Below are 24,046 nucleotides of genomic sequence, written 5' to 3' on the forward strand. Positions count from 1 at the left end.
TGCTGTTTCACGTGAAACAGCACCCTCGGTACCGAAGGGCATGTTTCACGTGAAACCAATCGATCCCCGCCTTCTGCGGTACGCCCGCGCCACCCGTCTCTTCCTCGTCGCGGTCATCGGCCTGGGCGCCGTCGGTGCCGGACTGGTCATCGCACAGGCCATGCTCGTCGCCGAGATCGTCGTCGGAGCGTTCCAGCACGGACAGTCGGTCGCCGAACTGCGCACTCCCCTGCTGCTGTTGGCCGCCGTGGCCGTGGGGCGATCGATGGTCGCGTGGCTCACCGAACTCGCGGCCCATCGTGCGAGCGCGGCCGTGAAGTCGGAGCTGCGCGGGCGGCTGCTCGACCGGGCGGCGGCGCTCGGTCCGGGGTGGCTGAGCGGTCAGCGGACCGGCTCGCTGGTCACCCTGGCCACGCGCGGGGTCGACGCCCTGGACGACTACTTCTCGCGCTACCTGCCGCAGTTGGGGCTCGCCGTGGTCGTGCCCGTGGCGGTGCTGGCCCGGATCGTCACCGAGGACTGGGTGTCGGCGGCGATCATCGTCTGCACCCTGCCGCTGATCCCGGTCTTCATGATGCTGATCGGCTGGGCGACCCAGTCCCGGATGGAGCGGCAGTGGCGGTTGCTCTCCCGGCTGTCCGGCCACTTCCTGGACGTGGTCGCGGGACTGCCCACGCTGAAGGTGTTCGGCCGGGCCAAGGCGCAGGCGGAGTCCATCCGGCGGATCACCGGCGAGTACCGGCAGGCCACCCTGCGGACGCTGCGGATCGCCTTCCTGTCCTCGTTCGCGCTGGAGCTGCTGGCCACGCTGTCGGTCGCGCTGGTCGCCGTGACGATCGGGATGCGGCTCGTCCACGGAGACATGGATCTCTACATCGGTCTGGTGATCCTGGTGCTGGCGCCCGAGGCCTATCTGCCGCTGCGGCAGGTGGGTGCGCAGTACCACGCGGCGGCGGAGGGGCTCGCGGCGGCGGAGGAGATCTTCAGCGTGCTGGAGACGGTGGTGCCGGAGTCGGGTACCGGTGCGGTGCCGGCGGGGCCGGTGGGTGGTGTGGCCTTCGAGGGGGTCAGCGTTCGGTATCCGGGGCGGTCCTCGGACGCGGTGACCGGTGTGTCGTTCACCGTCGAGCCCGGCGAGACCGTCGCGCTGGTCGGGCCGAGCGGGGTGGGCAAGTCGACGCTGCTGAGCGTGTTGCTGGGGTTCGTACGGCCCACCGAGGGGCGGGTGCGGATCGGGGGCGCGGATCTCGCCGGACTGGATCTGGCGGAGTGGCGGTCGCGGGTCGCTTGGGTGCCGCAGAGGCCGCATCTGTACGCCGGGACGATCGCGGAGAACGTGCGGCTGGCTCGGCCTGACGCCGATGACGGTGCCGTGCGGCGGGCGCTGCGGGACGCGGGGGCGTGGGAGTTCGTGGCGGCGCTGCCGGAGGGGGTCGACACCGTGCTCGGGGAGGACGGGGCGGGGTTGTCGGCGGGGCAGCGGCAGCGGTTGGCGTTGGCTCGGGCGTTTCTCGCTGATCGGCCTGTGCTGTTGCTGGATGAGCCGACGGCTGCGTTGGACGGGGGGACCGAGGGGGAGGTCGTTGCCGCGGTGCGGAGGCTTGCCGCTGGGCGGACCGTGGTGCTTGTCGTGCATCGGCCCGCGTTGTTGGGGGTGGCTGACCGGGTGGTACGGCTGGGGGGTGCGGCTTCTGTGCCGTCCCCGGGTTGTGGTGGGCCCACCAGGGGGCTCCGCCCCCTGGACCCCCGCCCTCGCCCACCCGCCACCCGACTCGGTCGGCTGGAAGGCGAGCCGGCGGAGGCCCGGCTCGGTGGGCCGGTGGGGGCTGGGCTCGGTCGGCTGGATGGTGGGCCGGTGGGGGATCGGCTCGGTGGGCTGGAGGGTGAGCCGACGGGGGTCCGGCTCGGTGGGCTGGTGCGGGCTGGGCTCGGTCGGCTCGGAGGTGGGCCGACGGGGGCTCGGGACGGTGGGCTGGAGGCGCGGCCGGTCGGGGGGCGGGTCGGGCGGCTGGAGGGTGGGTCGGAGGAGCGGGTCGGGGGTGGCGTGCTGCGGCGGGTCCGGGGGATGGGTGGGAACAGGCGGGGGCGGTTGGCCGGGGCCCTGGGGCTGGGGAGCCTTGCCCTGGGGAGTGCCGTGGGGCTCATGGCCACCTCCGGCTGGCTCATCTCGCGGGCCTCTCAGCAGCCCCCGGTGCTGTACCTGATGGTGGCCGTGACCGCGACCCGCGCGTTCGGGATCGGGCGCGCCGTCTTCCGGTATGCCGAGCGGCTGGTGTCGCACGACGCCGTGCTGCGGATGCTGGCCGACACCCGGGTCGCGGTGTACCGGCGGCTGGAGCGCCTGGCCCCCGCCGGACTGCGCGGCGCCCGGCGCGGTGATCTGCTCACCCGGCTGGTCGCCGACGTGGACGCGTTGCAGGACTACTGGCTGCGCTGGCTGCTGCCCGCCGGAGTGGCCCTCACCGTGTCCGCCGCCTCCGTCGGCTTCACGGCCTGGCTGCTGCCCGAGGCCGGTGCCGTCCTCGCGGCGGGCCTGCTGGCCGCCGGTGCCGGTGTCCCCCTGCTGACCGCGACCGCGGCGCGGCGGACCGAGCGGCGGCTGGCGCCCGCCCGGGGAGTGCTCGCGACCCGTGTGGCCGACCTGCTCACTGGCACGGCCGAGCTGACCGTCGCCGGTGCGCTGCCGGCCCGTACGGACGCGGCCCGGCGGGCCGACGGCACCCTGACGCGGATCGCCGCGCGCACAGCCGCCGTCACCGGGCTCGGGGACGGGCTCACCGCACTCGTCTCCGGGCTGACCGTCACGGCCACCGCGGCGTTCGGCGCCCAGGCGGTGGCGGCCGGCCGGCTGAGCGGCGTGGCGATGGCCGTGGTCGTCCTGACCCCCCTGGCCGCCTTCGAGGCCGTACTGGGACTGCCGCTCGCCGCGCGGTACCGGCAGCGGGTGCGGCGCAGCGCGGAGCGGGTGTACGAGGTCCTGGACGCGCCCGTGCGCGAGCCCGTCTCACCCCGGGAGGCGCCCGCCTCGCCGTTCCCGGTGGTCGTCAAGGGCGTGGGCGCGCGGTACGCGGGGCAGCGGCGGGAGGCGCTCGCCGGGCTGGACCTGACGCTGGAGGAGGGGCGCCGGGTCGCGGTGGTGGGGGCGTCCGGTTCCGGGAAGACGACCCTCGCCCAGGTGCTGCTGCGGTTCCTCGACCCGGCGGCGGGCTCGTACACGCTCGCCGGTGTGGACGCCTGCGCGCTGGACGGTGACGACGTACGGCGGTTCGTCGGGCTGTGCGCGCAGGACGCGCATCTCTTCGACAGCTCGGTGCGCGAGAACCTGCTCCTCGCCAGGAAGGACGCCGACGAGGCCGAGCTGCGCGGGGCACTGGGCCGGGCCCGGCTGCTGGACTGGGTGGACGCGCTGCCCGACGGCCTGGACACGCTCGTCGGCGAACACGGGGCGCGGCTGTCCGGCGGACAACGGCAGCGGCTGGCGCTGGCACGCGCGCTGCTTGCCGGTTTCCCCGTGCTGGTCCTGGACGAGCCTGCCGAGCACCTCGATCTGCCGACGGCGGATGCGCTCACCGCCGATCTGCTGGCCGCGACGGAGGGCCGTACGACGCTGCTGATCACCCACCGGCTGGCGGGACTCGACGCGGTGGACGAGGTGATCGTGCTCGACGCCGGCCGGGTGGTGCAGCGAGGGCCGTACGAGCGGCTGATCACCGAGGACGGGCCGCTGCGGGAGATGGCACGCCGGGAGGCCGAGGCGGAGTCGCTGGTGGGGGTGGGCTGAGCGCTCGTCGACGGCGCCGCCCCGCGGGCCCGGGCGGGGCACCGGCGCCCCGGCCGCTCCGACCGGCCCACCAGCGTGGCGGGGTCTCGGGGCCCGACCCGCCGCTCCAGAGAGCCCCTGCCACAGGGAGACGTTCGGCCGGGGCCACCGGTGTGGCAGGCCACCGTGACCCGCGCGGAGCGCTACCGCACCCGGTCGGCGAGCAGGTGCTCGATCACCACCGCCACGCCGTCGTCGTTGTTGGCGACCGTGCGGCCCGACGCGGCGGCGATGACGTCGGGGTGGGCGTTGCCCATCGCGTAGGACTGGCCGGCCCAGGTCAGCATCTCGACGTCGTTGGGCATGTCCCCGAAGGCCACGACCTCCTCGTGCGAGATGCCGCGTTCGGCGCAGCACAGCGCGAGGGTGCTGGCCTTGGAGACGCCAGGGCCGCTGAGTTCCAGCAGGGCGCTGGGGCTGGAACGGGTGACGTTGGCGTGCTCGCCGACGGCCAGCCGGGCGAGGGTGAGGAACGCGTCGGGGTCGAGGGACGGGTGGTAGGCGAGGATCTTGAGCACGGGCTGGTCGGCGTCGGGACCGTCGGGTGCGAGCAGCTTCTCGGCGGGCAGGAGGTGGTCGGGTATCTCCATGTGCAGCTTGGGATAGTCCGGCTCCTGGTGGAAGCCGTACGTCTGCTCGACCGCGAACACCGTGCCCGGCGCTGCCTCGCGCAGCAGCTGTACGGCCTTCAGGGCGTTGTCCCGGGCCAGCTCGCGGACCTTCACGAACCGGTGGGCGCCGGGGCCGCCGTGCAGGTCGACCACGGCGGCGCCGTTGCCGCAGATCGCCAGGCCGTGGCCGTGGACGTGGTCGCTGACCACGTCCATCCAGCGGGCCGGCCGGCCCGTGACGAAGAAGACCTCGATCCCGGCCTCCTCGGCGGCGGCCAGCGCGGCGACGGTCCGTGGGGAGACCGACTTGTCGTCGCGCAGCAGAGTGCCGTCCAGGTCGGTGGCGATCAGCCGCGGTGGCAGGGCGGCGGCAGGGGTCCCGGGCTGTCTGGTCGCAGAGGTCACCGGGCCATTCTCACCCAGGCCTCCGCACGGCCGTGCGGGAGTCCGCACAGATGAGACGCAGGCGACGCTCGGCGCGGCCGGTGCGGAGGGCTGGTTCCGGGGTCAGTCCAGCTGGGCGAGGGCTTCCATGGCGATCCGCTCGAAGACCTTCTCATCGGCGGCGAAAACGGAGTCCGGGATCGGCCAGTGGATCACGATCTCGGTGAAGCCCAGTTCCTGGTGACGGCCGGCGAAGTCCACGAAGGCGTCCAGGGACGCGAGCGGCCGGCCGCGGTCCGGGGTGAAGCCGGTGAGCAGGACCTTGTCCAGTTCGGCGATGTCCCGCCCGGCGGCCGCGCACGCCTCGGTCAGCTTGCCGATCTGGCCGCGCAGGGCAGCGACGGACTGCTCCGGCGTACCCGTCTCGTACAGCTTCGGGTCGCCGGTGGTCACCCACGCCTGGCCGTACCGCGCGGCGAGCCTCAGGCCGCGTGGGCCGGTGGCCGCCACCGCGAACGGCAGCCGGGGCCGCTGCACACAGCCCGGGATGTTCCGGGCCTCGTGCGCCGAGTAGAAGCGGCCCTCGGAGGACACCGCGTCCTCGGTGAGGAGCCGGTCGAGCAGGGGCACGAACTCGGCGAACCGGTCGGCGCGCTCGCGCGGGCTCCACGGTTCCTGGCCGAGGGCGGTGGCGTCGAACCCGGTGCCGCCCGCGCCGATGCCGAGGGTGACCCGGCCGCCGGAGATGTCGTCCAGCGAGACGAGTTCCTTGGCGAGGGTCACCGGGTGGCGGAAGTTCGGCGACGTGACCAGCGTGCCGAGGCGAAGCCGGTCGGTGGCCGCCGCGGCCGCCGTCAGCGTCGGGATCGCACCGAACCAGGGGCCGTCACGGAAGCTGCGCCAGGACAGGTGGTCGTAGGTGTACGCCGTGTGGAAGCCGAGCTGCTCGGCGCGTACCCAGGCCGAACGGCCACCCTCGTGCCAGCGGCGGTACGGCAGGATCACGGTGCTCAGACGCAGACTCATGCGTCCGAGCGTAAGCGGCCCCCTCGGCAACGGACGAAACGGTCACCGTGTGCGGTCCGGCGGCCACGGAGTGGTCACCGAGTGGTCACCGAGTGGTGGGACCCATGTGCCGGCCGGCCACTGGGTGTTCTCTGTGCTGGCCGGCCACCGTGTGTTCCCGGTGTCCGCCCGCCGCGCAGTGCTCAGTGCGGGCCGGGGAAGCGCAGGTAGCGCGGCGGGACGGTCGCGGTCAGCCAGACGCCGTTGGCGCTGATGTGGAACACATGGCCGTCGCGGTGCATCGCGCCGGAGTCCACGGACAGCACCACGGGCCTGCCCCGGCGGGCGCCGACACGGGTCGCGGTCTCCCGGTCGGCGGAGAGGTGCACGGCGTGCCGGTTCATGGGACGCAGGCCCTCCGCGCGAATCGCGTCCAGGTGGCGGGCGACCGTGCCGTGGTACAGGTACGGCGGTGGGGCCACCGGGGGCAGACCGAGGTCGACCTCGATGCTGTGACCCTGACTGGCGCGGATCCTGCCGTTCTCGACGGCGAAACGCCGTTTGTCGTTGGCGGCGACGACGTGATCGAGCTCCGCGCGGCTGAACGGGAACCCGTGGGCGGCGGCCGCGGCGATCAGTGTGTCGATCTCCACCCAGCCGCCGGGGTCCGGCGTGAGCCCGATCCTCCCGGGCTGGTGCCGCAGGTGTCTGGAGAGGTACTTCGACACCTTCACGGTGCGGCGTTCGTCCATGGGTCCAGCGTGCGGGAGAGACACGGATCACGCAGCTTGTTTTCACTCCGAGGTTTGATCCACAACCAAGTGCGGTTATCCACAGGCGGATTGATTGAAGATGTGGACAACTGCCGTGCGCTGTGCGGCCTTTCGCGTCACAACCTCGGTTCCACCCGCGCGATCCTCCTCAGCAGCCCCGGCGCGAAGCGTGACAGCAGGTGGGCGCCGCGGGCCTCCGGGGTCACCGGCGCCACCGCCCTGTTGCCGGCCACCGCGTCCAGGATCGCGTCGGCCACCTTCTCCGGTGGGTAGTTGCGCAGGCCGTACAGACGGGCCGTCCGCTGCCGGCGGCGGCGTTCCTCCTCCTCGTCGACACCGGTGAAGCGGGCCGTGGAGGTGATGCCGGTGTTGACGAAGCCCGGGCAGACCGCTGTGACGCCGATGCCCTGTGCGGCGAGCTCGGCGCGCAGGCACTCGGAGAGCATCAGGACCGCCGCCTTGGAGGTGCCGTAGGCGGGTAGCACGCGCGAGGGCTGGTAGGCGGCGGCCGACGCGACGTTGACGATGTGGCCGCCCTGACCGCGCTCGGCCATCCGCGCGCCGAAGAGCCGGCAGCCGTGGATCACGCCCCACAGGTTCACGTCCAGCACCTTGCGCCAGTCGTCGGTCGTCGTGGCGAAGAAGGAGCCCGACAGACCGATGCCCGCGTTGTTGACGAGCACGTCCAGCACGCCGTACTCGTGGTGGACCTTCTCCGCGAGCTTCTCCATGGCCTGCTCGTCGGAGACGTCGGCCGGCTCCGCCCAGGTCTCGGGCGCGCCGGCCAGCCGGGAGAGCTCGGCGGTGCGGGCGGCGGCCTCGGCGTCGCGGTCGACGGCGATCACGCGCGCCCCGGCCTCGGCGAAGGCGAACGCCGTGGCCCGGCCGATCCCGCTGCCCGCGCCGGTGACCAGCACCAGCTGTCCGGCGAACCGGTCGGCGTGGCGCCCGGTGGGCCGCGGGGCGGGACGGCCGCCCTCGACGGACGTCGCGAACTCCTCGATCCAGGCGGCCACCTGGTCGGGGCGCGTGCGCGGGACCCAGTGCCCGGCCGGGAGCGTGCGGCGCGTCAGCCGGGGCGCCCACCGCTCCAGGTCGTCGTACAGCCGCTCGGAGAGGAACGCGTCGCCCTGGGGCGTGATGAGCTGCACGGGCGCGTGGGCGAACGCGTCGGGGCGCGGCCTGCGCAGCCGCGCGCGGACGTTGTCCCGGTACAGCCAGGCGCCGTGCGCCGCGTCGGTGGGGAGCGAGGTGGTCGGGTAGTCGCCGCCGGGGACCCGCTCGGCCCGCTCCAGGATCTTCGGCCAGCGCTTGCCGAGCGGACCGCGCCAGGCCAGCTCCGGCAGGACAGGCGTGTGCAGCAGGTACACGTACCAGGACTTGGCGCCCTGGCCGAGGAGCTGGCCCACCCGGCGGGGCGTGGGGCGCTTCACGCGCGCGTTGATCCAGTGCCCGAAGTGGTCGAGGGACGGCCCCGAGATCGAGGTGAAGGAGGCGATACGGCCCTCCGTACGGCCCACCGTGACGAACTCCCAGGACTGCACCGAGCCCCAGTCGTGTCCGACGAGGTGCACCGGCCGGTCCGGGCTGACCGCGTCCACGACGGCCAGGAAGTCGTCGGTGAGCTTGGCCAGGGTGAAGCCGCCGCGCAGCGGCCGGGGTGCCGTGGAGCGGCCGTGGCCCCGGACGTCGTAGAGGACGACGTGGAAGCGGCCGGCGAGCCGGACGGCGACCTCCGACCAGACCTCCTTGCTGTCCGGGTAGCCGTGCACCAGCACCACCGTCGGCCGGCCGGGGTCGCCCAGCTCGGCGACGCACAGCTCGACCCCGCCCGTGCGCACCCGGCGCTCGCGTGCACCCTCCAAGGTCACTCCTCCTCCGCCCGGCGCCGCGTGTGCGGCAGATCGTCGTCCAGCCAGAACGCGCTCTCCTCGGGGTCCCGGGAGTCGGTGACCACCAGGATCTCCTCGAACTTCGCGCCCGTCCCCCGGAACCCGAGGTGGGGTTCGACCGCCCAGAGGCCCGGCCGCGGGGGGTGGTCCGAGAAGCGGTACGGCGACCACAGCGGCGACCAGCCCTCGCGGTGGCCGTGCAGCGCGTCGGCGGCGAGGCCCTTCAGGGACTGGGTGCCGAACCCGAACAGATGGGGTGACCAGCGGCGCTGCCGCACCCGGTCCACCTTGTGGGCGATCACCCCGAAGGGGTAGGCGCGGTGCCGGTTGGCGTAGCCCTGGCGGACCATGAGCCGGTCCACGTCCTGGTAGATCTCCCGCAGCGGGCGCCGCTCGCGCACCTCGCGCAGGATCAGCTCGCGGTGTGCCTCCAGGTCGGCCATCAGCCGGTCCTGCACCGGGTTCGCGCCCAGCGAGCCCGAGTAGCCGATGTCCGCCGTGTACCCCTCGTACACCGGCGCCAGGTCGAGGATGAACGGCATCCCGGGCTCCAGCGCGCGGCCGGTGGGGAAGAACTGCAGCGGCACGCGGAAGCCCACGAACGCCGTGCGGTCCCCGAACCAGGCGAAGGGCAGGTGGAACCAGTCCCGCACCCCGCGCTCGCGCAGCCACTCGCGCTGCATCCGGGCCGCCTCGCGCTCGGTCACGCCCGGCTCCAGGCGGGCCGCGACCGCCTCCGCGCAGTCGTAGGCGAGGCGCTGCACGGTCCGGAACCCCCGCAGCTCCGCCGAGCGCTCCCGGGTCGACGTCGTCGCCATGCCACTCCGTCCCACCATCGCGGTACGTGCCCGTAACTTGACACCGCCGAATCTCGCACTTGTTAGACCGGACGTCAACAGGGGGCCCGTACCTCTCAAGGAGGGGCTCCCTTACGGAACCCCTACATCTGGAGTCTGACGCGAAGACTGCTCTTCGGTCTGACGACGGACGTGGTCCGCGTCACTACTGTCGACGACGTGACTGTGATCGCGACCGAAAGCCTGAGCAAACGGTTCCCCCGGGTGACCGCGCTCGACCGGCTGTCCGTGGACATCGGACCCGGTGTGACCGGACTCGTCGGGGCCAACGGCGCCGGCAAGTCCACCCTGATCAAGATACTGCTGGGCCTGTCCCCCGCCACGGAGGGCCGTGCCGAGGTGCTCGGCCTCGACGTCGCCACCAAGGGCGCCGCCATCCGCGAGCGCGTCGGGTACATGCCGGAGCACGACTGCCTGCCGCCGGACGTCTCGGCCACCGAGTTCGTCGTCCACATGGCCCGCATGTCCGGCCTGCCGCCCGCCGCCGCCCGCGAGCGCACCGCCGACACCCTGCGCCATGTCGGGCTGTACGAGGAGCGGTACCGCCCCATCGGCGGCTACTCGACCGGCATGAAGCAGCGGGTGAAGCTCGCCCAGGCGCTGGTGCACGACCCCCAGCTGGTCTTCCTGGACGAGCCGACCAACGGCCTCGACCCGGTCGGCCGCGACGAGATGCTCGGCCTGATCCGCCGCATCCACACCGACTTCGGCATCTCGGTCCTGGTCACCTCGCACCTGCTGGGCGAGCTGGAACGCACCTGCGACCACGTCGTCGTCATCGACGGCGGCAAGCTCCTGCGCTCCAGCTCCACCACCGACTTCACCCAGACCACGACCACGCTCGCCGTCGAGGTCACCGACACCGACGAGCACCCCGACGGCACGCGCGCGATGCGCGAGGCGCTGCACGCGCGCGGGGTGAGGGTCGAGGCCGGCAGCGGCCTGCCGGGCGCCGGCCACATCCTGCTCCTGACGGCGCAGGGCGAGGAGACGTACGACCTGGTCCGTGACGTCGTCGCCGACCTGGGCCTCGGGCTGGTGCGCATGGAGCAGCGCCGGCACCACATCTCGGAGGTCTTCACCGAGGACGAGCAGCGGAAGGAGGCGGCCGTCCATGGCAGTTGAGCAGCCCCTGCCGGCATCCGCCGCGACCCCGGGTGACCAGACCCGCATCCACAACATCGGCTACCGCAACTACGACGGCCCCCGCCTCGGCCGCTCCTACGCCACCCGCTCCCTGTACTCGCAGTCCCTGCGCGGCGCCTACGGCCTCGGCCGCTCGGTCAAGTCCAAGGTGCTGCCGATGCTGCTGTTCGTGGTGATGTGCGTGCCCGCGGCCATCATGGTCGCCGTCGCGATCGCCACCAAGGCCAGGGAACTGCCCGTCGACTACACGCGCTACGCGATCATCATGCAGGCCGTCATCAGCCTGTACGTCGCCTCGCAGGCGCCCCAGTCCGTCTCGCGCGACCTGCGTTTCAAGACCGTCCCGCTGTACTTCTCGCGGCCGATCGAGACCGCCGACTACGTCCGCGCGAAGTACGCGGCGCTGGCCTCCGCGCTGTTCGTCCTCACGGCGGCCCCGCTGATCGTGCTCTACGTGGGCGCGCTGCTGGCCAAGCTGGACTTCGCCGACCAGACCAAGGGATTCGCACAGGGACTCGTCTCCGTGGCACTGCTCTCACTGCTCTTCGCCGGCATCGGCCTGGTCATCGCCTCGGTCACCCCGCGGCGCGGCTTCGGCATCGCGGCCGTCATCGCCGTACTGACCATCTCCTACGGCGCCGTCTCCACGCTCCAGGCCATCGCCGACGCGCAGAACAGCACCGGCGCCATCCCCTGGATCGGGCTGTTCTCGCCCGTCACACTCATCGACGGCGTCCAGTCCGCCTTCCTCGGCGCGAGTTCGGCGTTCCCCGGCGCGGCCGGCCCCGGCAACGGCGAGGGCGCGGTGTACGTCCTGGTCGTCCTGGGCCTGATCGCCGCCAGCTACGGCCTCCTGATGCGCCGCTACAAGAAGGTGGGACTGTGACCGCGCCCAGCCCGTCTCCCGCCACCACCCTTCCAAGGAACGGGCTGCGCCCATGAGCACTCTCACCATCGACCACGTCTCCCGCTGGTTCGGCAACGTGGTCGCCGTCAACGACATCACCATGACCATCGGCCCCGGTGTCACCGGTCTGCTCGGCCCCAACGGCGCCGGCAAGTCCACCCTCATCAACATGATGGGCGGCTTCCTCGCCCCCTCCACCGGCACCGTCACCCTCGACGGGCAGCAGGTCTGGCGCAACGAGGCGATCTACCGGCACATCGGCATCGTCCCCGAGCGGGAGGCGATGTACGACTTCCTCACCGGCCGTGAATTCGTCGTCGCCAACGCCGAACTGCACGGCCTCGGCGACAAGGCCGCCCAGCGCGCCCTCGCCACGGTCGAGATGGAGTACGCCCAGGACCGGAAGATCTCCACGTACTCCAAGGGCATGCGCCAGCGCGTGAAGATGGCGTCCGCCCTGGTCCACGACCCCTCGCTGCTCCTGCTGGACGAGCCGTTCAACGGCATGGACCCGCGCCAGCGCATGCAGCTCATGGACCTGCTGCGGAAGATGGGCGACGAGGGCCGCACGGTGCTGTTCTCGTCCCACATCCTCGAAGAGGTCGAGCAGCTCGCCTGGCACATCGAGGTCGTGGTCGCCGGACGGCACGCGGCCAGCGGCGACTTCCGCAAGATCCGCCGTCTGATGACCGACCGCCCGCACCGCTACCTGGTCCGCTCCAGCGACGACCGCGCCCTCGCGGCCGCGTTGATCGCCGACCCGTCGACGGCGGGCATCGAGGTCGACCACGCCGAGGGCGCCCTGCGCATCCAGGCCGTCGACTTCGGCCGCTTCACCGCCCTGCTGCCGAAGGTCGCCAGGGACCACGGCATCCGGCTCCTCACGGTCTCGCCGTCCGACGAGTCCCTGGAGTCCGTCTTCTCGTACCTGGTCGCGGCGTAGGAGGCCGAAGATGTACGACCCCACCGTCGCCCGGCTCACCTACCGGGCCCTGCTCGGCCGCCGCCGGGCCCTCATCCTCGGCGCGCTGCCGCTGCTGCTCATCGTGATCTCCGTGGCCGTCCGCGCCCTGACCGGAGCCGACGACCAGACGGCCTCGGACGTTCTCGGCGGCTTCGCGCTCGCCACCATGGTGCCGATCATCGGTGTCATCGCCGGCACCGGTGCGATCGGCCCGGAGATCGACGACGGCTCCGTCGTCTACCTGCTGTCCAAGCCGCTCAAGCGGCCCACGATCATCTTCACCAAGCTGATCGTCGCCATCGCCGTGACCATGGTCTTCTCGGCGGTGCCGACCCTGATCGCCGGCCTGATCCTGAACGGCAACGGCCAGCAGATCGCCGTCGCCTACACGGTCGCCGCGCTCGTCTCCTCCATCGCCTACTCGGCGCTGTTCCTGCTGCTGGGCACGGTCTCCCGGCACGCGGTGGTCTTCGGGCTCGTCTACGCCCTGGTCTGGGAGGCGTTGTTCGGCTCCCTGGTGCCGGGCGCGCGCACCCTGAGCGTCCAGCAGTGGTCGCTGGCCGTCGCCCACAAGATGGCCGGAGGGGATCTGGTGACCTCCGAGGTGGGCCTGCCGACGGCCACCGTGCTGCTGGTGGCGGTCACCGTCCTGGCCACCTGGTACGCCGGCCAGAAGCTGCGGTCGCTGACGCTCGCGGGCGAGGAGTGACGGGTCCCGGCCTTGACGGGGGCTTCACCCCGGCCCGGGCACACTGGGCTCAGCGGACGTACGGCTAGGAGGCCGGAGATGGCTGAGGAGACGCCGCAGCACGAAGCGCGGGAGCGGACCGGCGAGGACAGGTGGGACGACGTCGTCCTGGACGAGACGTTCGTCCGGGCGGCCGGGACCTCCGAACCGTCGGCCCGGGCCCGGATGCTCGCCGCGCGCTGGCGGGCCGAGGCACCCGAGCCGCAGCCGTGGCGCTCCGACGAGCCGCCGGCCGGCTGGTTCTTCAGCAAGGTGCGGCGCCGCAGATGGCGTCGCCGCTAGCGGTCGTCCGTCTGTTCGTCTTATTCGGTGGCGTCCGACTCCGGCGCGGGGCACAGTGGTTGTGCCCCATCTGCCGGGATCGTCCCGGCGTCACCGACTGGGAGCGGAGGTGGGCGACGCCCATGCACGGCAGTACGCCCAGCTCCCGACAGGGCAGCCCGAGGCCGGCTCCGGAGTGATGTGCCACCCCTCCGTGGAGCCACGGGGACTGCCCGGGCGGCCGCTTCGAGCACGCGATGTCGCTCTCGCGTGGGCCGCCCACCCAGCCGCGGCCACGGGGGCTCGGCCGCCCCTGGCGGTCAAGTCCCCCTGGCGTCGGCGATCTTGTCGGTCCTCGGCGGCTGTCGGCCCGCGCCGGTGCCCTGGCCGCCGCGGCGTTCGACGGCGACGACACGTCGCTCCCGGCGGCAGCAGCCGGTTCGCGCCGGCCCGGCTCAACGCCGACGGCTCCCTGGACACCGGTTTCGACGGTGACGGCAAGGTGGTCACCGGCTCCCCCCGGGGTCGTCGGCCACGCGTGCGACGGCGTGATCCAGGCCGACGGCGTGATCCAGGCCGACGGCGGGATCGCGGCCGCCGGGGACGCCGAGACCTACCTGGCCCTGGCCCGCTGCCTGCCCTGACGCGGCGGCCCGCTAGCCGAGCAGGCGCTCCAGTACGACCGCGATCCCGTCCTCCTCGTTGGAGGACGTGATCTCGTCGGCCACCGCCCGCAGTTCGGCGTGGGCGTTGGCCATCGCCACGCCGCGGGCCGCCCAGGCGAACATCGGGATGTCGTTGGGCATGTCGCCGAAGGCGATCGTGTCGGCGGCCTTCAGGCCCAGGCGGCGGGCCGCCAGGGACAGGCCCGTGGCCTTGGACAGGCCGAGCGGGAGCAGCTCCACGATGCCCTCGCCCGCCATGGCCACCGTGACGAAGCCGCCGGCCGCCTGCCGGGCGGCCTCGGCCAGCTCGTCGTCGCCCATCGTCGGATGTTGTATGTAGATCTTGTTCAGCGGTGCCGTCCAGAGGTCGGAGGCGTCCGTGAACGGGGTGGCGGGCAGCTTGCCGGTGACCGCGTAGCCCGGGCCCACCAGCACCTCGCCGTCCAGGCCGTCCCGGCTGGCCGCCAGGTACAGCGGACCCACCTCCGCCTCGATCTTGGCGAGGGCCACGCCCGCGAGCTGCCGGTCCAGGGTGACCGAGGTCAGCAGACGGTGGGAGCCGGCGTCGTACACCTGGGCGCCCTGACCGCAGACGGCGAGGCCGTCGTAACCGAGGTCGTCCAGGATGTGCCTGGTCCAGGGGACCGCGCGGCCGGTGACGACGATGTGCGCGGCGCCCGCCGCGGTGGCCGCGGCGAGCGCGTCACGGGTGCGCCGCGAGACCGACTCGTCGGAGCGCAGGAGCGTCCCGTCGAGATCGGTGGCGATCAGCCGGTACGGGAAGCCGGTCACTTGGCGACCGGCTCCAGGACCTCACGGCCGCCCAGGTAGGGGCGCAGCACCTCGGGGACCCGGACGGAGCCGTCGGCCTGCTGGTGGTTCTCCAGGATCGCCACGATGGTGCGCGGTACGGCGCACAGCGTGCCGTTGAGGGTGGCGAGCGGCTTGACCTGCTTGCCGTCGCGGACCCGGATGGACAGCCGGCGGGACTGGAACTCGGTGCAGTCCGAGGTCGAGGTCAGCTCGCGGTACTTGCCCTGGGTCGGGATCCACGCCTCGCAGTCGAACTTGCGGGCGGCCGAGGAGCCGAGGTCACCGGAGGCCACGTCGATGACGCGGAACGGCAGCTCCAGCGAGGTCAGCCACTGCTTCTCCCACTCCAGCAGGCGCTGGTGCTCGGCCTGCGAGTCCTCGGGGGCGACGTACGAGAACATCTCGACCTTGTCGAACTGGTGCACGCGGAAGATGCCCCGGGTGTCCTTGCCGTGCGAACCCGCCTCGCGACGGAAGCACGGGGAGAAGCCCGCGTACCGCAGCGGCAGCCGGTCCGCGTCGATGATCTCGTCCATGTGGTAAGCCGCCAGCGGGACCTCGGAGGTGCCGACCAGGTAGAGGTCGTCCTTGTCGAGGTGGTAGACGTCCTGGGCGGCCTGGCCGAGGAAGCCGGTGCCGGCCATGGACTGCGGGCGGACCAGCGCCGGGGTGAGCATCGGCGTGAAGCCGGCGGCGGTGGCCTGGGCGATCGCCGCGTTCACCAGAGCCAGCTCCAGCAGGGCGCCGACACCGGTGAGGAAGTAGAAGCGGGAGCCGGAGACCTTGGCGCCGCGCTCGACGTCGATCGCGCCGAGCAGCTGGCCGAGCTCCAGGTGGTCCTTGGGCTCGAAGCCCTCGGCGCCGAAGTCGCGGATCGTGCCGTGCGTCTCCAGCGTGACGAAGTCCTCCTCGCCGCCGACGGGCACGTCGGGGTGGACGAGGTTGCCGAGCTTGAGCAGCAGCTCCTGGGTCTCGGCGTCGGCGGCGTCGCGCTCGGCGTCGGCGGTCTTCACGTCCGCCTTCAGCTGCTCGGCGCGCCCCAGCAGCTCGGCCTTCTCCTCGGCGGTGGCCTTGGGGATCAGCTTGCCGAGCTGCTTCTGCTCGGCGCGCAGCTCGTCGAAGCGGACGCCGGAGGACCTGCGCCGCTCGTCGGCAGACAGGAGGGCGTCGACGAGCGCGACGTCCTCTCCACGGGCGCGCTGGGACGCGCGCACACGGTCGGGGTCCTCACGGAGCAGGCGAAGGTCAATCACGAGGGCAAGGCTACCGGTGCGGGGTCGCGGCTCACGAATCACCGATCCGGGGAGTTCTGATTCGCGGCATACGTTCCGTTATGCGGTAATTGCCGGGCGTGTTCCGCTCTGTCGTCCGTACGCCATGCCGAGCGTCAAGGGGAAAGTGTCTCACTCCCTGGGACGGGCCACGTCCCGGGCGCCGGGTTGACCCGACTTCCTTGTGGAGAACGGGATTTGGCAGGCCGGTTGTCCACAGCGGTCCACACCCTCCGAAGAGTTATCCACAGGCTGTGTGGAAGATCTGTGGACTTCGGAATTGATCACTCCGGAAAGCGCGAACGGACTGAAGAATTCCCGGGTCAAACCGCATCGACACCCACCTTCGGGTGGCAAACGGTCGCCCCAAAAGATGAACCAAAGGAAACGCGTGGACGAAGGGTAGGTCAGGCGCCGGTGGCCCCGGCCGGGGCTTCCAGGGCGATTTGTCGACCGGACGGCACCGCTGTGTCGACTTGTCCCCAGGTCGAGAAGGGAACCTGTGGATAACTTCTGTGGATAACCTTCGTCCGCAGGTACGACCGGTCGGCGTCCGCACGTGCGACGGGCTGAACCGGACGTCAGAACCGGCCGTCCTGGCAGCGCGCCACCCAGTCCGCGGCCGCCATGAACTCCTCGTCGGACGTGCCCGGCAGCGTCGGCCTGGCCCCGCCCGGCGCGATGTCCGCGCGCGGATAGGAGCCGAGGAAGCGCACCTGGAGACAGATCCGCCGCAGCCCCATCAGCGCCTCCGCCATCCGCCGGTCGGCGATGTGCCCCTCGGCGTCGATGCAGAAGCAGTAGTTGCCGATCCCGGCACCGGTCGGCCGGGACTGGAGCAGCATGAGGTTGATGCCGCGCGAGGCGAACTCGCCGAGCAGGTCGCGCAGGGCGCCGGGGTGGTCGTCCCGCTGCCACAGCACCACGGAGGTCTTGTCGGCACCGCTGGGCGCGGCCGGCCGGGCCGGACGGCCGACCAGTACGAACCGGGTCTGCGCGTTCTCCGCGTCGTGGATCCCGGTCTCCAGCGCTTCGAGGCCGTAGCGGGCGGCCGCGAACTCGCCGGCGAAGGCGGCGTCGTAGCGGCCCTCCTGGACCAGGCGGGCGGCGTCCGCGTTGGAGGCCGCCGACTCCCAGGTGGCCTCCGGGAGGTTCGCGCGCAACCAGTTGCGCACCTGGGGCTGGGCCGCCGGGTGGGCGGAGACCGTCTTGATGTCCGCGAGCTTCGTGCCGGGGCGGACCAGCAGCGCGAAGGTGATCGACAGCAGCACCTCGCGGTAGATCATCAGGGGCTCACCCGCGACCAGCTCGTCCAGGGTGGTGGTGATGCCGCCCTCGACGGAGTTCTCGATCGGCACGAACGCGGCCTCGGCCTCGCCGGCCCGGACCGCGTCCAGCGCGGACTGCACCGAGACGTACGGGATCAGCTCCCGGGTGGCCGCCTCCGGAAGCGTGCGCAGGGCGACCTCCGTGAAGGTGCCCTCCGGGCCGAGATAGGCATAGCTCGCTGGCATGTCCTCACCCTAATGGCCGCAGGCCCGGTCGGCTGAGGCATCTCACGACAACCACTCGACCAGGTGGTTTGAACCCGGTCCACCCCATACCGCCGGCGCCCGGGGTCACCCCTCCAGCAGCCGCTGCCCCACGTATTCTCCCGGCGCCGCACCGCCCGGCACCGCGAACAGGCCGCTCGCCTCGTGCCGGATGTACTTCGACAGCGCGTCACCCCGGTCGAGCTTGCGCTGCACCGGGACGAATCCGCGCAACGGGTCCGCCTGCCAGCAGATGAAGAGGAGTCCGGCGTCGGGCGTGCCGTCCGCGTCGATGCCGTCGTGATAGGAGAACGGGCGCCGCAGCATGGCCGCGCCGCCGTTCTTGTCGGGCCGGGTGATCCGGGCGTGCGCGTTGAGCGGGACGACGTAGTCGCCGTGCGCGTCGGTCTTCTCCAGGTCCATCGGGGTCGTCTCGTCGCCGCCGGACAGCGGCGCCCCATCGGCCTTGCGGCGGCCGATGACCCGCTCCTGGGCGGCGAGGGGCAGCTTCTCCCAGTCGTCCAGGAGCATGCGGATACGGCGGACGACCGCGTAGGAACCGCCTGCCATCCACGCGGGCTCGCCCGAGGCCGGCACGAAGATCCGCTGGTCGAAGTCGGTGTCGGTGGGCTTGGGGTTGCGGGTGCCGTCGAGCTGGCCCATGAGGTTGCGGGCCGTCATGGGGTGGGCGGTGGCGCCCGGGCTGCGGTTGAAGCCGTTCATCTGCCAGCGCACCCGTGCGGCCGACCCCGCGTCCTTCTGGATCGCGCGCAGCGCGTGGAAGGCGACCAGGGCGTCGTTCGCGCCGATCTGCACCCACAGATCGCCGTCGCTGCGGGACTTGTCGAGGTGGTCGGAGGAGAAGTCCGGCAGCGGGTCGAGCGCGCCGGGCCGCTGCTTCTCCAGGCCCGTCCTGGCGAAGAAGCTGTATCCGAAGCCGAAGGTGAGGGTCAGTGAGGACGGCCCCGCGTCCCGGGCCACATCGGTGTCGCCGTGCGGGGCCGCCTCGCCCGCCATCAGCCGCTCGGCGGTCGTGGACCAGCGGCGCAGCAGGGCCGCCGCCTCCCTGCGTCCCGCCCCCGCCGCCAGGTCGAAGGCCACGAGATGGCCGCGCGCCTGGAGGCCCTCGGTGATACCGGGCTGATGTTTCCCGTGAAACATCGCCCGCCCCGCGCCCACCGAGGTGAGCGGGGTGGCCTCGGCGGGCGCGGAGGCGTAGCCCACGGCCCCGCCGGCCGCGCCGAGCACCAGCCCGGTGGCGCCGGCGGTGCCGAGCAGGGCGCGCCGCGAGATGCCGCTCGCCCCGGACACGGGCTCCGCCACCGGAGCGTCGGGCGTACGGGCATGGGGGATGGACTGGTCGGGCATGGTGTGGTTCAGCCGATCTGCGCGTTCTTGGAGACGGTCACCTGGTCGATGTCGGAGGTGCGGACCGTGACGGAGATCTTCCAGTCGCCGGCCATGGGGATCTGCACTCCGTTCGCCGACCAGTGGCCGGTGGCGATGTGGTCGGGGTTCACGGGAAGCGGGCCGATCTTCTTCGCCTCCAGGGTGAAGGAGACCTTCACCTCCGAGACGTCGAAGGCCCGGCCGTTGGGGCGCTGGACGTAGACGTGCATCTCGTTGCCGCCCACGCGCGCGGGGTCGAGGTCGATGCTGGCGACGCCCTTGCCGTCGGTGCCGCCGGTGTCGAACGGCATGTCCAGGGTGAGCGCGCCGGACGCCGCCGAGGTGCCGGAGCCCGCCGACGCGGAGGTGGCCGCCTTGGCCTCCTGCTCGGTGCGGCCCGGCTCGGTCTGGGTCAGCGCGGTGGTGACGGCGAGCAGCACGATGGCGACGCCGGCCTCGGTGAGCACCGAGCGGCGCAGGCCGAAGCGGTTCGGGTCGCCGTCCCGCAGCCGTTTGCGCCGGGCGGCGTCGACGGCCGCGCGCTGCCGGGCGAGCTGGGCGGCGCGCCGGGTGTCACGGGAACCGGCGCCGGTGCCCTTGCCGTCACCGGTCGCCTTCGAGACGGCGACCTGCTCCTTGCGGGCCTGGGTCTTCTCCGCCTTCCCGGCGCGGACGGCCGGGTCCGTGAGCCGCCCCGTCCACCGCCGGGACACGGCCGCGATGCCGACCAGCACCGCCACCAGCCCGATCTTGACCAGCAGCAGCTGTCCGTACCGGGTCTCGGTGAACGCCGACCAGGAGCCGAGCTGTCGCCAGGACTGGTAGACGCCGGTGACGACGAGGGCGAGGACGCTGCCGAAGGCCACCCGGGAGAAGCGCTGTACGGCGGCGGCCTCGACCGGGGTCTCGGCGGGTGCCCGGTACAGCGCGGTCAGCAGGGCGGTGAGGCCGCCGAGCCAGGCGGCGACGGCCAGCAGGTGGACGACGTCGACCGGCATGGCGATGCCCGGCTGGAGTCCGGTCGAGGCGTGCTCGGCCATGGCCCAGCTGGTGGCGAGCCCGGCGGCGACGACCACCCCGCCGACGGCGAGCCCGAAGGTCAGGTCGCGCTTCTCCTCGCCCTCGTCGCGCCGGGTGTAGGCGCCGAAGAGGACGGCGACGAACAGCGCGGCGGCGGCGAGCAGCAGCAGCCGGGAGACGAGCGCGGCACCGGTCTTCGTCTGCAGCACCTGGCCGAGCAGGTCGAGGTCGAAGACGTCGGCGAGCTTTCCGGAGGTGGTGTACGCGCCGCGCAGGAGCAGCAGCCACAGGGTGGCCGCCGTCAGCGCGACCCAGCCGCCGACGACCAGCCGCTGGAGGGGCCGTACACCCGCGCCGGGCCGCCAGCAGGCGAGCACGAAGGCCGCGCCGCCGGCGAGCACGATGAAACCGGCGTACGACACGTACCGACCGAACGCGTAGAGCCCGCCCACGACCCCGCCGCCCGCGGCCGGACCGGTGCCGGAGACGACGGTCCGCGAGGGCGCCCCGACCGAGAAGGTGTAGGCACCGGCGACGGGGTGGCTGTCCGCGGAGACGACCTGGTAGGTGACGGTGTACGTGCCGTCGGCCAGGCCGCTCTTGAGCCGCACGGCGTACGTCGTCCCGCTCACGTTGGCCGGGCTGCCGGTCTGGACCGGCTTGCCCTTCGGGTCGAGGACGCGCAGAGAGTCGTCGTTCAGCGCGACCTTCTCGGAGAAGGTGAGCGACACCTGGGTGGGTGCCTTGTCGGCCACCACCCCCTGCGCGGGGTCGCTGCCGGTCAGCGCCGCATGGGCGGAGGCCGGTCCGGCGCCCGCCAGCAGCGCGCCGGTGACGGCGATGAACAGCAGCACCAGGATCCGCACGCGGGGGGCGATGGTCCGGGTCACGGTGATCCCTCCCTCAGTGGCCGGTCGACGGGTTGTACGTGGCGGACTTGACGGGCATCTCGACGGTGAGCGGCCCGGACCTGCTGAAGGTGAGCTTCACCGTGACCGTCTGGCCCTGCTTCGGCGCGCGCTTCAACCGCTCGAACATCAGATGGTTGCCCCCGCTTCTGAAGACGAGCCGTCCGTGGGCCGGTATCGCGAAGGAGGACTTCTCCGTCATGGCCCCGCCGACCGTGCTGTGCATGGTCACCTCGCCGGCGACGTCACTGGTGACCGAGGTCAGCTCGTCCCCGGCCCCGCCCTTGTTGGTGATCGTCAGGAACCCGGCGGCCATGTCGGCGGAGACGGGCTGGGGCATGTACGAGGAGCCGACGGACAGCTCCGCCTTGTCCGAGCCCGTGCCGGACCCGGAGCAGCCGGCGAGGGCCAGGGCCCCGGCGAGCGCGCCCGCGGTCAGGACGGCGGCACGGCGCCTCACGGGTTGGCTCCCTTGACGAGCTTGGGCAGGTCCTTGGTGTAGTCGTCGACCGTGGCGTCCTCGCCGTAGAGGACGTATCCGGCGTCGGTCTTCGGCGAGAAGGCGACGACCTGGGTGCCGTGGACGGAGACGAGCTTGCCGTCCTTGTCCTTCGTCGTCGGCTCCACGGAGATGCCGACGGACCGGGCGCCGGCCTGGATCCTGGCGAAGTCGCCGGTCAGGCCGACGAACTGCGGGTCGATGCCCTTGAGCCACTTGCCCAGCTCGGCCGGGGTGTCGCGGCCGGGGTCGGTGGTGACGAACACGACCCGGAGGTCGTTCTGCTCGGCCTTGGGCAGTGCCTTCTTGGCGACGGCGATATTGCTCATCGTCGTCGGGCAGATGTCGGGGCAGTGCGTGTAGCCGAAGTAGACCAGGGTCGGGTGGCCCTCGGTCTCCTTGCGGAGGTCGTACTTCTTGCCGTGGGTGTCGGTGAGGACCAGGTCCGGCTTGTCGAACGGCTGGTCCAGCACGGTGGCGACCTTGCCCGCGTCCGATCCTCCCGAGACCACGGCGACCGGCGACTTGCTGTCGTCGCCGCTGCCGCAGGCGGAGAGGGTCAGGGTGGCGGCGGCGAGCAGCACGGCCGCGGTGAACGTCTTCTTGCGCATAGAAAAATGTCCCAGATGTGTGAACTCCGGCGCGCACCGGGGTCGTACGACGGTCCGGGTGCCGGGGTCGTGCGGCACCCGGTGCGCGCTGCGGAACAAAGGCTCAGGCGGCGGTCCGGCGGCGGCCCGCGAGGACGCCGTAGGCCACGCCCGCGACGCCGACGACGATGCCGACCACGCCGAGCACGCGCGCGGTGGTGTCACTGTCGTCGCCGGAGTCCTCGGCGGCGGCCGTCCTCCCGGTCTTCTCGGCGGTGTTCTCGGTGCTCGCCGTGCCGTGGTGGTCGTCGGTGGCGGCGGACAGCTCCAGGACCGGGGCCGGGTTCTCCGGCTCGTCCTGGCCCTCCTGCGGCACCTCGATCCAGCGCACGACCTCCTTGTTGGAGTACGTCTGGATCGCCTTGAACACCAGCTGGTCGGTGTTCTCGGGCAGCGCGCCCAGGGAGAGCGGGAACTTCTGGAAGTAGCCGGGCTCGATGCCCTTGCCGTCGGCGGTCCAGGTGACCTTGGTGACGGCCTCGTCGATCTTCTCGCCGTGCATGGTCAGCGGCTTGGCCAGCTTGGACTTGGTGATGTCGATCTTCCAGCCCGGGATCGCCTCCGGCATCACCGAGGCGATCGGGTGGTCGGCCGGGAAGTTCACCTCGACCTTGGTCGTCGAGGCGTTGTCACGCTCGTTCGGGACCTTGAAGTCCACGACGGCGTAACCGCCCTTGGCCGCGGGGCCCTCCGGCTGCACGGAGACGTGCGCGAAGGCGGGGGCGGACAGGGCGAGGACGGCCGTGCCCGCGACAGCGGCGGCGGCGGCGATACGAGAAGCCTTCATGGAAGGAAGCACTCCACTCTGAGTCAGGACCGGTGATGAAGAGGGATACGCGCGCGTGACCTGTGTTGCGGCAGGACGGCACGGAAATCGGCCGTACGGCTCGGGAGAACGCGCACGCGCGCGGTGCCGCGCGTCGGCGGCGCACCGGGTCCGTGTCGGGGGAGCGGTGGCCGCGTCAGGCGGCGAGGAGGAAGGCGGCGGCGGGCGGGCCGCGCCGGATCACCGTGTGCTGGAGTACGGCGGTGTGCGGGGCCGGCGCCTCGTCCCGGTCGGGGCGCGGGCCGCGCGGACCGGGCCCGGTGGCGGGCAGCAGGCCGGCGAACAGGGCACACGTCAGCGCGAGGGCAGCGCGCAGGGATCGTACGAGCGCCCCCTCCGCGACTCCATGCGCCGACAGCTCGATCAGCCGCAGCACCGCGAGGTCCCCGCGGCGCAGCAGCCAGCCGGCGGCGACGGCCGCGAGCACATGGCCGAGCAGCATGGGCAGCGAGGGCAGCAGACCGGCCGAGGCACCGGTGGCGTCGTGGACGTGCTCGACGGTGCCCAGGCCGGACGTCGGCCGGCCGGCTCGGTCGATGAGACGCGCGTCGAGCAGCAGGCGGAAGGCGTGTCCCGGAGTGAGGGACGCGGCGGTCGAGCCGCACACGAGCCGCGCGGCCCGTTCGACCAGCGCGCTGTCGCTCAGCACGGCGCCCGTCGGCCCGCCGGCCGCCGACCCCTCGAAGCCCATCGACATCCCGGTGGAGGCCATCGTCGCCCCGTGCTGGCCCAGCCCGAACAGCGTGTGCAGCACGGTCTGGCCGAGGGCGAGGAGCACGGCGATGCCCGGCAGCGAGCGGGACCGCCCGGCGAGCGGTGCCACGAGCAGCAGGGCGCCGAGGAAGCCCGCGCCGAGCGTCCACAGCGGCACGCGCGCGCAGGAGGCCAGGGAGTGCCCGCCCGCGGCCAGCGCGACGCAGACCGCGGCGAACACCGCGGCCCGCAGGATCCGGAGCCCGGCTCCGGAGTGCGCCGTGCTTGTGTGGGGGGCAGTCATGGCGGGGTCATCATCGCACTGCCCTTACCGCTCGCATACGGCAGGGCGCCTGAGGCGTCCCTCATACACCGATTCCTCCCCCGGCGCATCGGCCGGATGGGCGCAGAC

Annotated in this window: 21 protein-coding genes; 7 read left to right on the plus strand and 14 right to left on the minus strand. The window is 72.5% G+C overall.

Annotated elements, in window-relative coordinates:
• Positions 1-49: 49 nt before the first annotated feature.
• Positions 50-3,781: a thiol reductant ABC exporter subunit CydD gene (gene cydD, locus C3492_RS22905; RefSeq protein WP_103813671.1), complete on the plus strand. Its 3,732-nt coding sequence runs from the start codon at positions 50-52 to the stop codon at positions 3,779-3,781.
• 182 nt (positions 3,782-3,963) lie between these two features.
• Here the strand turns inward: cydD and C3492_RS22910 are convergent, their stop codons facing one another.
• From C3492_RS22910 to C3492_RS22930, 5 genes are all read right to left on the minus strand, one after another.
• Positions 3,964-4,836 carry a Cof-type HAD-IIB family hydrolase gene (locus C3492_RS22910; protein ID WP_181140503.1) on the minus strand — a complete coding sequence of 291 codons (873 nt, stop codon included), beginning with the start codon at positions 4,834-4,836 and terminating at the stop codon, positions 3,964-3,966.
• Positions 4,837-4,938: 102 nt separating this feature from the next.
• Positions 4,939-5,841 (minus strand): LLM class flavin-dependent oxidoreductase, encoded by a 903-nt coding sequence (locus tag C3492_RS22915; RefSeq protein WP_103813622.1) that lies wholly within the window; start codon positions 5,839-5,841, stop codon positions 4,939-4,941.
• Positions 5,842-6,023: 182 nt separating this feature from the next.
• Positions 6,024-6,572 (minus strand): RNA 2'-phosphotransferase, encoded by a 549-nt coding sequence (locus tag C3492_RS22920; protein ID WP_103813623.1) that lies wholly within the window; start codon positions 6,570-6,572, stop codon positions 6,024-6,026.
• A 137-nt stretch (positions 6,573-6,709) separates the two neighbouring features.
• A complete protein-coding gene (locus tag C3492_RS22925; RefSeq protein WP_103813624.1) occupies positions 6,710-8,458 on the minus strand; it encodes an SDR family oxidoreductase in 1,749 nt (582 codons plus the stop codon).
• Positions 8,459-8,460: 2 nt separating this feature from the next.
• Positions 8,461-9,303 (minus strand): M24 family metallopeptidase, encoded by an 843-nt coding sequence (locus C3492_RS22930; RefSeq protein ID WP_181140504.1) that lies wholly within the window; start codon positions 9,301-9,303, stop codon positions 8,461-8,463.
• A gap of 204 nt (positions 9,304-9,507) precedes the next feature.
• On the opposite strand from C3492_RS22930, the gene C3492_RS22935 reads away from it, so the two are divergent.
• The 6 genes from C3492_RS22935 to C3492_RS44705 all read left to right on the plus strand — a co-directional run bounded on the left by C3492_RS22935 (position 9,508) and on the right by C3492_RS44705 (position 14,012).
• Positions 9,508-10,467 carry an ABC transporter ATP-binding protein gene (locus C3492_RS22935; RefSeq protein WP_103813626.1) on the plus strand — a complete coding sequence of 320 codons (960 nt, stop codon included), beginning with the start codon at positions 9,508-9,510 and terminating at the stop codon, positions 10,465-10,467.
• Positions 10,457-11,374, plus strand: coding sequence for a hypothetical protein (locus tag C3492_RS22940; protein ID WP_103813627.1), 918 nt, complete (start codon positions 10,457-10,459; stop codon positions 11,372-11,374). The genes C3492_RS22935 and C3492_RS22940 overlap by 11 nt, the downstream gene beginning before the upstream one ends.
• A 52-nt stretch (positions 11,375-11,426) precedes the next feature.
• Positions 11,427-12,338 (plus strand): ABC transporter ATP-binding protein, encoded by a 912-nt coding sequence (locus C3492_RS22945; protein ID WP_103813628.1) that lies wholly within the window; start codon positions 11,427-11,429, stop codon positions 12,336-12,338.
• A gap of 10 nt (positions 12,339-12,348) precedes the next feature.
• Positions 12,349-13,068: an ABC transporter permease gene (locus C3492_RS22950; RefSeq protein WP_103813629.1), complete on the plus strand. Its 720-nt coding sequence runs from the start codon at positions 12,349-12,351 to the stop codon at positions 13,066-13,068.
• A gap of 78 nt (positions 13,069-13,146) precedes the next feature.
• Positions 13,147-13,389 (plus strand): hypothetical protein, encoded by a 243-nt coding sequence (locus C3492_RS22955; RefSeq protein ID WP_103813630.1) that lies wholly within the window; start codon positions 13,147-13,149, stop codon positions 13,387-13,389.
• Between the two features lie 470 nt (positions 13,390-13,859).
• A complete protein-coding gene (locus C3492_RS44705) occupies positions 13,860-14,012 on the plus strand; it encodes a hypothetical protein (protein WP_181140505.1) in 153 nt (50 codons plus the stop codon).
• A gap of 12 nt (positions 14,013-14,024) precedes the next feature.
• On the opposite strand, the gene C3492_RS22960 is transcribed toward C3492_RS44705, so the two are convergent.
• From C3492_RS22960 to C3492_RS23000, 9 genes are all read right to left on the minus strand, one after another.
• On the minus strand, positions 14,025-14,825 hold the full coding sequence (locus tag C3492_RS22960; protein WP_103813631.1) for an HAD family hydrolase: 801 nt from the start codon (positions 14,823-14,825) through the stop codon (positions 14,025-14,027).
• Positions 14,822-16,099 carry a serine--tRNA ligase gene (gene serS, locus C3492_RS22965; protein ID WP_103813632.1) on the minus strand — a complete coding sequence of 426 codons (1,278 nt, stop codon included), beginning with the start codon at positions 16,097-16,099 and terminating at the stop codon, positions 14,822-14,824. Before serS ends, C3492_RS22960 begins: the two co-directional genes overlap by 4 nt.
• A gap of 599 nt (positions 16,100-16,698) precedes the next feature.
• On the minus strand, positions 16,699-17,631 hold the full coding sequence (gene pheA, locus C3492_RS22970; RefSeq protein ID WP_103813633.1) for a prephenate dehydratase: 933 nt from the start codon (positions 17,629-17,631) through the stop codon (positions 16,699-16,701).
• Between the two features lie 105 nt (positions 17,632-17,736).
• On the minus strand, positions 17,737-19,017 hold the full coding sequence (efeB, locus tag C3492_RS22975) for an iron uptake transporter deferrochelatase/peroxidase subunit (protein WP_103813634.1): 1,281 nt from the start codon (positions 19,015-19,017) through the stop codon (positions 17,737-17,739).
• 8 nt (positions 19,018-19,025) lie between these two features.
• On the minus strand, positions 19,026-20,948 hold the full coding sequence (locus C3492_RS22980; protein ID WP_103813635.1) for a copper resistance CopC/CopD family protein: 1,923 nt from the start codon (positions 20,946-20,948) through the stop codon (positions 19,026-19,028).
• A 13-nt stretch (positions 20,949-20,961) separates the two neighbouring features.
• Complete coding sequence (locus C3492_RS22985) at positions 20,962-21,426, minus strand: copper chaperone PCu(A)C (protein WP_103813636.1); 465 nt, start codon at positions 21,424-21,426, stop codon at positions 20,962-20,964.
• The gene (locus C3492_RS22990; RefSeq protein ID WP_103813637.1) at positions 21,423-22,076 is read right to left on the minus strand and encodes an SCO family protein; all 654 of its coding nucleotides are present in this window, start codon (positions 22,074-22,076) and stop codon (positions 21,423-21,425) included. The genes C3492_RS22985 and C3492_RS22990 overlap by 4 nt, the downstream gene beginning before the upstream one ends.
• 103 nt (positions 22,077-22,179) lie before the next feature.
• Entirely contained in the window at positions 22,180-22,902 is a 723-nt protein-coding gene (locus tag C3492_RS22995; RefSeq protein ID WP_103813638.1) for a YcnI family protein, read from the minus strand.
• 175 nt (positions 22,903-23,077) lie between these two features.
• Entirely contained in the window at positions 23,078-23,938 is an 861-nt protein-coding gene (locus C3492_RS23000; RefSeq protein WP_181140506.1) for a hypothetical protein, read from the minus strand.
• Positions 23,939-24,046: the final 108 nt, after the last annotated feature.

This window comes from Streptomyces sp. Ru62 (assembly GCF_002920615.1).
Lineage (GTDB): Bacteria > Actinomycetota > Actinomycetes > Streptomycetales > Streptomycetaceae > Streptomyces.